This window comes from Microbacterium sp. 70-16 (assembly GCF_001898315.1).
Taxonomy (GTDB): domain Bacteria; phylum Actinomycetota; class Actinomycetes; order Actinomycetales; family Microbacteriaceae; genus Microbacterium.
On the sequence record NZ_MKTQ01000008.1, the window covers coordinates 83,735 to 95,780 of the forward strand.

Here is a 12,046-nt window from a genome sequence, read left to right on the forward strand (position 1 = left end):
GCCGCCGGACGGCCCACCGTGGGGCGGCAGACCGCCGATCTGTGGACAGTTTCGCGGATTCGCCGCCTGGGGAGGAACTGGCGAGCACCGCGATCACCGGGTGGCCCCGGGCTCACCCGCAAGGGAGCGTCAGCGCGGCGACCCCTGCTGGATCGCGAGCACGCGGATGCCCGATGCGAGGTGCTGCCAGTTGTTGGAGCTGCGCTGCCCGTACAGCTCGCCCGCCGCGTCGCGCACCCGCACGCCGCCGGACTGCGTGCCGCCGGCGAGGGCGGTCACCTCATCCGGCGAGCGCTGGAGCGTGCCGAAGCCGCCGATCTGGTGCGTGTACAGGTACAGGTCGCCGTCGTCCTCGGTGACCACCGCGACGGTCGCCGAGTCGACCCAGGTGAGCGCGGTCGTCTTGCCCGGCAGCGTCGCGAGCACCTTCGGTACGCCGAGCACGGTCGGCACCCCCTCGCGGTCGCGCTGGATGGCCGCGACCCACAGGGCGTACTCGTCGCCGGTGCGCACGACGGCGGCAAGGCGCGTGCCGTCGCGTGAGACCCGCTGCGCGAGCACTTCGGAGGCACCCGGCCAGGCATCCGACAGCTCCACCTCGACACCATCGGCGCGCAGCGCCTGCAGACCCGCAGGCTCCGACTGCGGCACCGACCAGACGATGCCGTACGGGTCGATCGACGGGGCGATGAGCCCGACACGGTCGTCGAGGACCTCATTCGTTCCGTCGCTGTCGACCGCGAGCACCTCGCCGTTCGCGTCGCGCACGGCCGCTGTCGTGCGGTCGGCGCCGACCTCGATATCGGTCGCCGTCGTCTCGAGGATCGCGGCGGACAGACCCGTGATCTCCTCGACGGACGTGCCGGAGAGGAATCCGAAAGCAGTGTCGGTCAACACCAGCGGACGGGTGTCGACCGTCGTCCGCCGCACGGTCACGGCGTCGGCGACCAGCAGCTGTTCGTCGACGAGCATGTCCACCTCGCTGACGCCGGCGGTGGCCAGGCTCGCTTCGAGCTGGGTCTGCATGCGATCGAGCACGAGCTGATCGAGGTCGCGCGCACCCTCTTGCAGCGAGACGGCCGCGACGCCGGACTGCTCGGGCACCGCGACGGTGGCCAACCGCGCGCCGTCCGCGAACGCGGTCGACACGGCTCCCGTGAGCCACGGGCTCGGGCCGCCGTTGACAAGCGCTTCGGCGATGCTCGTGCGCGCGTAGGTGCGGGGGAACCAGCGATCGTCGGGGACGAGGTAGGTCCAGCTCGGGTCGAAGAACTGCAGCGCATAGCTGTCGAAGACCGTGCCGAAGGTCGTGCGATCGAGCACGATGCCGTCGGGCGCCTGCGTGATGCGCCATTGCCCGTCGGCCTGCTGCGCGAGCGTGAACGGCAGCGAGATCTCGCCCGTCTCGGTGGAGGTCGACAGCTCGCCCGTCGCATCGACGGTGGCCGCCGGGGTCACCACGAGGATGAACTCGTCCTGAGCGACCTCCTCGAGCTCGCGCTGGCCCGCGCTGTACACCGTGACGCCGGCACGCGGGTTCCACGCCACATCGGGCGCGAGGAACTCCTTCGCCGTCGCCCAGTTGTCGCGCGGACCGGAACCTGCAGCGATGAATCCCTCCACGATCTGCTGCGGCGTGGCATCCTTCGTCGGCCCGTCCGGAATCAGGACGAGGTTGTCGTTGGAGTCGTCGTCGGCGATGGGCTGCCCCGCGTTGACGGGCCCCGTCGTCGGCAGACTGCCGCACGCCGCCAGCACGAAGGCGAGCAGAATCACCGCAGCGGCGGTGCCCCATGAGCGCGCACGCATCATGACTGCTCCCCCTTCTCGGCGGCGACCTGCTCGGTGGCGACCTGCGCGACACCGACCGGCGCGTTCTCGGTGGCGGCCTGCTCGGCCGCGACCCGCTCGGCCGCGACCCGCGCCGACGGATCCGGCAGGAAGATCGGCTGCGTGAGCCCCAGATCGTCCAGCGGCGTGTCATCGCCCGGGTCGAGGGGCACCGGCGCTCCGGCGCCGACGGGATGCCCGTGCCGTGGCAGCGTCAGAACGAAGTTGGTGCCCCGCCCGAGCTCGGACCACACCGCGAGCGTGCCGCCGTGCAGGCGCGCATCGCCCAGCGCGATCGACAGCCCGAGTCCCGTGCCACCGATCGTGCGCTTGCGTGACGGGTCGGCGCGCCAGAACCGGTCGAAGACGCGCTCGGCGTCGGCGGCGCGCATGCCGAGACCGAAGTCGCGGACGCCGAGCGCCACGGCATCCGCATTGCTGTCGACCGTGACGACGATGGGCCGCCCCTCGCCATGCTCGATCGCGTTGCCGAGCAGATTGCGCACGATGCGGCGCACGCGCCGCGGGTCCATCTCGACGGGCGAGTAGCCGCCGGGGGCGACCAGCCGCACATCCGTGCCGTGCTGGTCGGCGAGCTGCTGCATCGAGGCGATGACGTCTTCGGCCAGGTGCGCGAGCGACGTCGGCTCGTTCTCGAGCTGCACCGATCCGGCGTCGTACCGGCTGATCTCGAGCAGATCGGTCAGCAGCACCTCGAAGCGCTCGACCTGCGCGTGCAGCAGTTCGGCGGCACGTGCCGTGGTCGCGTCGAACGAGTCGCGCTGGTCGTTGAGCATGTCGCTCGCGAGGCGGATCGTCGTCAGCGGCGTGCGCAGCTCGTGCGAGACATCCGAGACGAACCGCTGCTGCACGAGCGAGAGCTCGGCGAGCTCCTTGATCTGCGCCTCGATCGAGTCGGCCATCGCGTTGAACGAGCGCCCCAGCGTCGCGAACTCATCGTCGCCGCGCACCGCCAGGCGTACGCCCAGGTCGCCTGCTGCGAGGGTGGCGCTGGTCTCAGCCGCCTCTGCGATCGGCACGGTCACCGTGCGCAGGACGAACCACGAGATGCCGCCGATCAGCAGGATCAGTCCCGCACCGACGAGCCACAGCGTCACCTGCACGAACCGCAGCGTCTGCGCTTCGGATTCGAGGTCGTACGCGAAGTAGAACTCGTACGCCCCCACCTCGGGGAAGATCAACTGCTGGCCGACGACGACCCCCGGCACGATGCCGTCGTCGGTGGGCAACCCGATCGACTGCCACCAGCGCTGATCAGCGTCACGCTGCACCGACTCACGCAGCCCGTCGCTGACCAGACTCGCATCGAGTCCGTTGCGGCCGAAGTCCTGCGGCGCGATCACCGAGGGCTCGCTCGAGACGCGGAAGCCCGCGATCATGTTGGTGCCCGACTGGCGGGTCATCGCGAGCACCGCGGCATCCATGAGCGACTGCAGCGCCGCCGAGTCGCCGTCGACCTGTGCGGCATCGAGCGTCTGCTGCGTCGACGCCGTCGCGCGAGCGACAGACTGCTGCACCTGGTCGACCCGCGACTCGAACAGGTCGTTCTGGATCGCGAGGGCCATCGTGACGAACGCGCCGAGGATCGCGAAGGCGGTGAGCCCCAGGGTCAGCACGAGCGTGCGGAAGCGCAGCGAGCCGCGCCACGCGTGGGTGACGCGCCCGGGCCAGCTGCGCCAGTCGCTCCACCCGGTCCAGCCCCGCCATCCGCTCCGCACCGGAACGGTCGCCGTCGTCGGCGTCATGCCGGTGCGCTCACACCACCGCGCCGGCGCGGTAGCCCACTCCGCGAACCGTCATGACGATCTTCGGATTGTCGGGATCGATCTCGACCTTGGCGCGCAACCGCTGCACGTGCACGTTGACCAGGCGGGTGTCGGCCTTGTAGTGGTAGCCCCACACCTGTTCGAGCAGCATCTCGCGCGAGAACACCTGCTGCGGACGGGATGCCAGTGCCACCAGCAGCTCGAACTCGAGCGGCGTCAGGGCGATCGGCTCTTCACCGCGCCGCACCTCGTGCGCCGCGACGTCGACGACGACGTCGCCGACCCGCAGGGACTCGCTCTCGGGCTGCGCGCCCGGGCGCAGCCGGGTGCGGATGCGCGCGACGAGCTCTTTCGGGTTGAACGGCTTGACGATGTAGTCGTCGGCCCCCGACTCGAGGCCGCGGACGACGTCGGCGGTGTCGGTGCGGGCGGTCAGCATGATGATCGGCACACCCGATTCGGCGCGGATGCGCGTGCAGATCTCGATGCCGTCCATTCCGGGCAGCATGAGGTCGAGGAGCACCAGGTCGGGGCGCTGGGTGCGCCAGGCATCCACCGCCGCAGCGCCGTCGGCGCAGAACACCGGTTCGAAGCCCTCGGTGCGCAGCACGATGCCGATCATCTCCGCGAGCGCGGTGTCATCGTCGACGACGAGGATGCGAGAAGTCATAGCGGAGAGTTCGTCCTTCGGGTGGGCGCCCATGCGCGTGCATCATTCGATGCCATCGCTACAGTATCGAACGCCTCGCTGGAAATGCCCTGCCACTGCGGCCCGGGCGGATATCCGCGCCCGTGCGACACCGCCACGACACCTTCTGACACACCGCGACACGCGGGTACACAATCGCGCACGCACTGCAGCGGGCGGCGCAAAGGGTGCACAATCGCGAACAGAGGCAGTCTCTGCGAAAGGACCTCACTCATGAGCACCGACCCCCGCCCCGAAAAGCGCGTCGCTCCGACGCGACTCGAACACTCTCCCTCGGCCGGAGGCGGCGCACCGGCGCCGGCGACCTCCACGAAACTCGCCGCGGAGGCGGCGGGAACGTTCCTGCTCGTCTTCGGCGGCGTCGGCACGGCGCTGTTCGCCGCCAACAACGGGCTCGCTGACAACGGCTTCCCCGTCGGCGTCGGCTATGTCGGCGTCGCGCTCGCCTTCGGCCTCACGGTCGTCGCCGGCGCGTACGCGTGGGGTCCCATCTCGGGTGGCCACTTCAACCCGGCCATCACGCTGGGCTTGGCCGCAGCGGGCCGCTTCGCGTGGAAGGACACCATCGGCTACATCATCGCGCAGCTGGTCGGCGGCGTGATCGCGACGAGCATCATCGCGCTCGTCGGCGTGTTCGGCCCGGACGGCTGGCTCGCCACAGCTCAGGACGGCGGCTTCGCGAGCAACGGCTTCGGCGACCACTCGCCGGGCGGGTTCGGACTCGGCTCGGCCATCACGATCGAGATCGTGCTGACGGCCGTCTTCGTGCTGGTGATCCTCGGCGTCACGCACGCGACGCGGGGCAACGCGACGATCGCAGGCCTCGTGATCGGTCTGACGCTGACGCTGATCCACCTCATCTCGATCCCGGTCGACAACACCTCGGTCAACCCGGCCCGATCGCTGGCCGCGGCGATCTACGGCGGCGGCGATGCGCTGGCGCAGCTGTGGGTGTTCATCGTGTTCCCGATCGTGGGTGGTCTTCTCGCAGGCCTGCTGCACCGCGCGCTGTTCTCCACGAAGGCCTGACCGGTCCATTCGGCATCCGGTCGGATGCCACGAAGGCCCGTTCCCCCGGTGGGAACGGGCCTTCGTGTTGATGCGGTGTTGCGATGTCGCGTTGACGCGGTGCCGCGCCTGCCCGGGGTTCGCTCAGCGGTGCAGGTCGAACCGATCGAGCTCGGTGACCTTGCCCCAGGCTGCCGCGAAGTCGCGCACGAACTTCTCCGTGGCATCATCCGAGGCGTACACCTCGGCGAGCGCGCGCAGCTCGGAGTTCGAGCCGAACAGCAGGTCGACACGCGTGCCGACGCCGACCTTCTCGCCCGAGCCCTCCTTCACGCCGGCGAAGGCATGGCTGCCGGGGTCGAGCGGCGTCCAGGTCGTGCCGAGGTCGAGCAGGTTCACGAAGAAGTCGTTCGTGAGCACGCCCGGCCGGTCGGTGAACACACCGTAGTCCGAGCCATCCCAGTTGGCACCGAGCACGCGCAGGCCGCCGACGAGGACCGTCGTCTCCGGCGCGGTCAGCGTCAGCAGGTTGGCCTTGTCGATGAGGTGGTACTCGGCGGGCATCGACGCGGCCGGGCCCTGGTAGTTGCGGAACCCGTCGGCGACCGGCTCGAGGTAGCCGAACGACGTGGCGTCGGTCTGCTCCTGCGAGGCATCCGTGCGCCCTGCGTGGAACGGGATCTCCACGCTCACTCCGGCATCCGCCGCCGCCTTCTCGACCGCGGCGTTGCCCGCCAGGACGATCAGGTCGGCCAGCGACACGGTCTTGCCGCCCTGGTCGAACTCGGCCTTGACACCCTCGAGTACGCCCAGCACCTTCTGCAGCTGCGCCGGGTTGTTGGCCGCCCAGTCCTTCTGCGGGGCGAGGCGGATGCGAGCGCCGTTGACGCCGCCGCGCTTGTCGCTGCCGCGGAAGGTGGATGCCGCGGCCCACGTGACCGACACGAGCTCGCCGACCGACAGGCCGGACTCCAGGATCTTCGCCTTGAGGGCTGCCGCGTCGGCCGCATCGATCAGGTCATCGCCCGGTGCGGGCACCGGGTCCTGCCAGATGAGCTCTTCGGTGGGCACCTCGGGGCCGAGGTACCGGGCGGCGGGGCCCATGTCACGGTGCGTGAGCTTGAACCAGGCCCGCGCGAACGCGTCCGAGAACGCGTCGGGGTCGTCGCGGAAGCGCGCCGAGATCTTCGCGTACTCGGGGTCGAAGCGCAGCGACAGGTCGGTCGTCAGCATGCGGGGCTCGCGCGTCTTCGACGCGTCGTGCGCGAGCGGCACGAGTCCGTCGCCGGCGCCGTTCTTGGGTCGCCACTGGTTCGCGCCGGCGGGGCTCTGGAACAGCTCCCACTCGTACGCGTACAGGATGTGGAAGAACTCGTTGTCCCAGCGGGTCGGGTGGTAGGTCCAGGTGACCTCGAGGCCCGAGGTGATCTGGTCGTCGCCCTTGCCCGAGGCGTAGTTGTTCTTCCAGCCGAGGCCCTGGCGCTCGAGACCGGCCGCCTCGGGGTTGTCCTCGAGGTGCGAGTCGGGGGCCGCGCCGTGGGTCTTGCCGAAGGTGTGTCCACCGGCGATGAGGGCGACGGTCTCTTCGTCATCCATCGCCATGCGGGCGAACGTCTCGCGGATGTCGTGCGCCGCGGCGATCGGGTCGGGCACGCCCTCCGGCCCCTCGGGGTTCACGTAGATGAGGCCCATCGTCGTGGCCGCGAGGGGCTTCTCGAGGTCACGGTCGCCCGAGTAGCGGCGGTCGGTGCCGAGCCACTCGGTCTCCGAGCCCCAGTACACGTCGTCGTCCGGCTCCCACACATCCGGGCGTCCACCGGCGAAGCCGAAGGTCTCGAAGCCCATCGTCTCGAGCGCGACGTTGCCCGCGAGGATCATGAGGTCGCCCCACGACAGCGACTGGCCGTACTTCTTCTTGATGGGCCAGAGGATGCGGCGTGCCTTGTCGAGGCCGACGTTGTCGGGCCAGCTGTTCAGCGGGGCGAAGCGCTGCTGACCGGTGCCCGCACCGCCGCGGCCGTCGGTGACACGGTAGGTGCCGGCCGCGTGCCACGCCATGCGGATGATGAGGGGGCCATAGTTGCCGAAGTCGGCGGGCCACCAGTCCTGGCTCGTGGTGAGGGTCTGCGCGATGTCCGCCTTGACGGCGGCGAGGTCAAGGGCCTCGAACGCGGCCGCGTAGTCGAAGTCGGATGCCAGCGGGCTACGCGCCTCGGAGTTCTTCGCGAGGATCTTCAGGTTCAGCTGGTTCGGCCACCACACCCGGTTGGCCGAACCCGTCGTCGGGTGCGGCATCGCGTGGATGACGGGGCAGGCGCCGGCCTGCTCGGCCGGCTCGTCGGTGACGGTCACCGACTGGTCGATGTCGGTCACATCCTCGCCGATGCCGGCGATGGACGGGTCGTTCTCGGTCATGGGTTTCCTTCCTCGGGGTTCATGCGGCGGCCGCGGCGCACGCGGGGCACAGGCCCCAGTACGTGACCTCGGCGGTGGAGATCGTGAAGCCGTGGGCGTGCGACGGAGTGAGGCACGGAGCGTGGCCGACGGCACAGTCGACGTCCTCGACGGCGCCGCACGAGGTGCACACCAGGTGGTGGTGGTTGTCGCCCGTGCGCAGCTCGAACAGCATCGATTGCCCGGCAGGCTCGATGCGCCGCACGATCCCCGCGTCGGCGAAGTCGCCCAGCGCGTTGTAAACCGACTGCAGACTCGTGCGCGGCAGGTCGGCGGCGATCGCCGCGAAGATCGCGTCGGCGCTCGCGTGCGGCTGGTCGAGCAGCGCGGAGTAGACGGCCGTGCGCGACTCGGTGACGCGCAGGCCCGCGCCGCGCATCGCCTCAGCGGCGTCGAGCGGAGCGGTCGCGGTCATGGCATCCACCCTAGCTTCTTCTTTTGAGTCTTTCAAAAGAAGTCCTGGTGAACTTTGTCTGCCCCGGCTGGTTTGGGGTCGCGTATTGCCGGGTCATGCGCCGCGAGGCGACGACACGCGACCCCAAACTTCCAGCCAGGCGACCTCCCGCGCCGCGAGGCGACTTTTGGGGTCACATGTGGTCGCCTCAGGCGCGGCGAGGCGACCGCACGCGACCCCAAACTTCAGGGCAGGCGACCGCACGCGACCCCAAACTTCAGGGCAGGCGACCACACGCGACCCCAAACATCAAGGCAGACGACAGCACGCGACCCCACACACGAGGGGATGCCCGGGTCAGCGCACCGCGCGTCTCGCGAGAGCTTCGGCAACGAGCGCGACAACGCGGGGATTCTCGCCCCGAATGTGGCGCGAGGTCACGCGGATGACCTCCCAGCCGGCCGCCGCGAGGGCGGCGTACTTGTCGAGGTCGCGGTTCCACTGCCGGTCACTCGTCGCGTGATGGCGGCCTTCGACCTCGACGATGACGCGTTGCTCGCGATACACCGCGTCGACGATGCCGATCAGCCGGCCCGCATCGTCACGGATCTCGACGTCGAGTTCGGGTTCGGGCAGGCCCGCGCGCGCCGTCACGAGGCGGAAGTCTGTCTCCAGCGGCGACATGCTGCCCACTCGGATGAGTTCCAGCGCGGCGAGCAGTCGCTCGCGGCCCCGACGCCACGGCACGAGCGCCGCGGCCCGTAGGGCTTCGATGGTCGCCTTCTGCTGTGCTGGCCGCGGGCGCCCGCGGTCGTCGCGCGGGATGCGCACGATCGCGTCGCCGAGCACGACGAGTGCGTCGACGTCGAGGTGGTCGGCGCACAGCGCCCACGCCGTGGCGGGATCCGCGACGCGCAGGCCGTCGACCACGCACGTGCGCACCATCCGCGGCGACACCTTCGTGCCGTGGATGCCACGCGCGCGAGGCGCGTGCCGCGGCGGGTACGCCGCGACCGTCAGAGCTGCCCCCTCCCACCCGGTGCGCAGCGGCAGATCGTGCGCGGCGAGGGCGACCGGGCCGATGAAGAACGACCCGGCGGGCGCGACGGCCGCGTACGCGCGCGCTCGACGCAGGATTGCGCGGCGGATCCTGCGGTCGAGCTCGAGGGGCTCATCCGGGGCATCCGACGCCGCCGTCTCCGGCTCACGCCGCAGACGGGCACCGCGGAACGGCCGCTCGAGATCGCCCGCGCGCAGCCGTCGCGGGCTGACTCCGGCGCAGCGGGCCTGCGCGCACGCAAAGCCCTCGCCGAGTGACTCGGGCAGGGGGTGCGGTGGCATGGGCATCCCCACACCCTGCTCGATCGCAGCGGCGCGCGGCGGGCCCAGACCCACATCTGTGGACGCCTGGCCAGAATTCCCCATTGTGGAGGAGCCGATGTCGTCGCAGGTTTGGGGTCTCGTGCTGTCGGGTCACGCGTCGCGAGGCGACCACACGCGACCCCAAACTTCAGGGCAGCCGACGACACGCGACCCCAAACACGAGGGGATGCCCCGGACCAGCGCCAGCAGCCCCGGGCGGCGATCAGGCGCTCAGTAGCGGTAGTGCTCGAGCTTGTACGGGCCCTCGACGGGCACGCCGATGTAGGCGGCCTGCTCGTCAGTGAGCTCCGTGAGCTCGACCCCGAGGGCGGCCAGGTGCAGGCGCGCGACCTTCTCGTCGAGCACCTTCGGCAGCACGTACACGCCGACGGGGTACTCCTCGATCTTCGTGAACAGCTCGATCTGGGCGAGCACCTGGTTCGTGAACGACGCGCTCATGACGAACGAGGGATGCCCCGTCGCGTTCCCCAGGTTCAGCAGGCGCCCCTCCGACAGCACCAGAACGCTCCGACCGGGACCGCCTGCGGGGCTGGCAGGCAGTCGATACTCGTGCACCTGCGGCTTGATCTCGATCTTCTCGACACCCGGTAGCGCCTCGAGACCCGCGATGTCGATCTCGTCGTCGAAGTGGCCGACGTTGCCGACGATCGCGAGGTGCTTGAGCTGCTGCAGGTTCTCGACGGTGACGACGCGCGTGTTGCCCGTTCCGGTGATGAGGATGTCGACGTCCCCCGCGACGTCGTCGAGCCGCGCGACCTGGAAGCCGTCCATCGCGGCCTGCAGGGCGCAGATCGGGTCGATCTCGCCGATGATGACGCGCGCGCCCTGGCCGCGCAGCGCCTCGGCCGCGCCCTTGCCCACGTCGCCGTAGCCGACGACGTAGGCGACCTTGCCGCCGATCAGCACGTCGGTCGCGCGGTTGATGCCGTCAGGCAGCGAATGGCGGATGCCGTACTTGTTGTCGAACTTGCTCTTGGTCACCGAGTCGTTGACGTTGATCCCGGGGAACAACAGCTGCCCGGCCGCGGCCAGCTCGTACAGGCGGTGGACGCCGGTCGTGGTCTCCTCGGTCACACCGAGGATGCCCGCCGCCATGCGCGTGAAGCGCTGCGGGTCGCGCGCGAGGCTCGCGCGCAGGGTGTCGAGCACGATGCGGTACTCCGCAGAATCGGCGTCGGATGCCGCGGGCACCGCCCCCGCCTTCTCGAACTCCACGCCCTTGTGCACGAGCAGGGTCGCGTCACCGCCGTCGTCGAGGATGAGGTTCGGTCCGTCGAAGCCCTCGGCCGACCAGTCGAAGATGCGGTCGGCGAGCTGCCAGTACTCCTCGAGCGTCTCGCCCTTGAAGGCGAAGACGGGGATGCCGGCGGGGTGCTCGAGCGTGCCGGTCGGGCCGACCGCGACGGCGGCCGCGGCTTCGTCCTGCGTGGAGAAGATGTTGCAGCTGGCCCAGCGCACCTGCGCGCCGAGCGCGACGAGGGTCTCGATGAGCACGGCGGTCTGCACCGTCATGTGCAGCGATCCCGCGATGCGGGCGCCGGCGAGCGGCTGCGAAGGGCCGAACTCCTCGCGCAGCGCCATGAGTCCCGGCATCTCGTTCTCGGCGAGGCGCAGCTGGTGACGGCCGGCCTCGGCGAGGCTCAGATCGGCGACGACGAAATCGGGCGTGGTGGCGGTGGCGTTCGGCATCCCGCCATTCTCCCATCCGGAGGGGCGTGCCACCGAACGCGGGATCTCAGACGCGCAGCGTCTCGTGGCGGACGACGAGCCAGCCCTTGGGCACCGACAGCCGGTCGGTGTGGATCGCGCAGAGGTCGTGCGCGTGCGGGTCGCCTGCTGCACCGAGCGGACCGAGCGCAGCCATCTGGTCGGCGTAATCGTACGTCAGGGTCGTCACAGCCTCGCGGGCGCAGCCCACCTTCGAGCACAGTCTGGTTCGCATCACCGCCACGCTAGTCGCGCCGTGGACGAGGCGCCGGATGCCGCGCCGCCGCGGTGGCATCCGGGGCCGATCCCGGCACCCCGCGACCTAGACTGGATGCCATGATCAGGCGGCGCCCGGCGCGCACCACAGCGCGCAGGCCCGCGCGGCACGGCCGACACGGTCGCGAAGGCCGCAGCCCCGTCGTGCGCCCGCCGCTGCTGCCGCTCGAAACCCGCGAGGAGCGGTTCGACTTCACCGTCGGCACGGCGGCCGAGTTCCTGCGCAGCGCGTGGCCCGAACTGCGCGAGGTGCGCTTCGAGGTCGGGCTCATGCCACTCGCGTCCGATGACGACGGCATCCCGCGCTGGAGCGTCCACCCCGACGAGCGGCGGATCGTCCTCTACCGCCTGCCCATCGAGCGGCTCGGCGACTTGCACCACGACGACGACCTGCACCGGCGCATGCAGATCGAGAGCTGCGTGTTCCGGGCGGCGGCCGAATACCTCGACCGCGATCCGTGGGACCTCGGCCCCGAGCGCTTCCGCTACTTCTGACCC

General features: G+C 70.4%; 10 protein-coding genes. 2 read left to right on the forward strand and 8 right to left on the reverse strand.

Going from position 1 to position 12,046, the window contains the following annotated elements; translation table 11 throughout:
• Nucleotides 1–129: 129 nt before the first annotated feature.
• The 3 genes from BGO46_RS00935 to mtrA are packed head-to-tail and all read right to left on the reverse strand — an operon-like array spanning nucleotide 130 to nucleotide 4,287.
• Nucleotides 130–1,812, reverse strand: a complete 1,683-nt coding sequence (locus BGO46_RS00935; RefSeq protein ID WP_292674593.1) for an LpqB family beta-propeller domain-containing protein — start codon at nucleotides 1,810–1,812, stop codon at nucleotides 130–132.
• Nucleotides 1,809–3,596 (reverse strand): MtrAB system histidine kinase MtrB, encoded by a 1,788-nt coding sequence (gene mtrB, locus BGO46_RS00940; RefSeq protein WP_292674590.1) that lies wholly within the window; start codon nucleotides 3,594–3,596, stop codon nucleotides 1,809–1,811. The genes BGO46_RS00935 and mtrB overlap by 4 nt, the downstream gene beginning before the upstream one ends.
• A gap of 10 nt (nucleotides 3,597–3,606) precedes the next feature.
• Nucleotides 3,607–4,287, reverse strand: a complete 681-nt coding sequence (gene mtrA, locus BGO46_RS00945) for an MtrAB system response regulator MtrA (RefSeq protein WP_292674587.1) — start codon at nucleotides 4,285–4,287, stop codon at nucleotides 3,607–3,609.
• A 252-nt stretch (nucleotides 4,288–4,539) separates the two neighbouring features.
• Between mtrA and aqpZ the strand changes: the two genes are divergently transcribed.
• Nucleotides 4,540–5,355 (forward strand): aquaporin Z, encoded by an 816-nt coding sequence (gene aqpZ, locus BGO46_RS00950; RefSeq protein WP_292674583.1) that lies wholly within the window; start codon nucleotides 4,540–4,542, stop codon nucleotides 5,353–5,355.
• A gap of 123 nt (nucleotides 5,356–5,478) precedes the next feature.
• Here aqpZ and katG read toward each other — a convergent pair whose 3' ends face one another.
• From katG to BGO46_RS00975, 5 genes are all read right to left on the reverse strand, one after another.
• Entirely contained in the window at nucleotides 5,479–7,749 is a 2,271-nt protein-coding gene (gene katG / locus BGO46_RS00955) for a catalase/peroxidase HPI (protein WP_292674580.1), read from the reverse strand.
• Between the two features lie 19 nt (nucleotides 7,750–7,768).
• On the reverse strand, nucleotides 7,769–8,203 hold the full coding sequence (locus BGO46_RS00960; protein ID WP_292674579.1) for a Fur family transcriptional regulator: 435 nt from the start codon (nucleotides 8,201–8,203) through the stop codon (nucleotides 7,769–7,771).
• A gap of 336 nt (nucleotides 8,204–8,539) precedes the next feature.
• Nucleotides 8,540–9,523: a DUF559 domain-containing protein gene (locus BGO46_RS00965; protein WP_292674577.1), complete on the reverse strand. Its 984-nt coding sequence runs from the start codon at nucleotides 9,521–9,523 to the stop codon at nucleotides 8,540–8,542.
• A 252-nt stretch (nucleotides 9,524–9,775) separates the two neighbouring features.
• Nucleotides 9,776–11,254 (reverse strand): adenosylhomocysteinase, encoded by a 1,479-nt coding sequence (gene ahcY, locus BGO46_RS00970; RefSeq protein WP_292674574.1) that lies wholly within the window; start codon nucleotides 11,252–11,254, stop codon nucleotides 9,776–9,778.
• 46 nt (nucleotides 11,255–11,300) lie between these two features.
• On the reverse strand, nucleotides 11,301–11,507 hold the full coding sequence (locus BGO46_RS00975) for a DUF3499 family protein (protein ID WP_292674572.1): 207 nt from the start codon (nucleotides 11,505–11,507) through the stop codon (nucleotides 11,301–11,303).
• 101 nt (nucleotides 11,508–11,608) lie between these two features.
• On the opposite strand from BGO46_RS00975, the gene BGO46_RS00980 reads away from it, so the two are divergent.
• Nucleotides 11,609–12,043 carry a metallopeptidase family protein gene (locus BGO46_RS00980; RefSeq protein WP_292674570.1) on the forward strand — a complete coding sequence of 145 codons (435 nt, stop codon included), beginning with the start codon at nucleotides 11,609–11,611 and terminating at the stop codon, nucleotides 12,041–12,043.
• The last annotated feature ends 3 nt before the right edge of the window (nucleotides 12,044–12,046 follow it).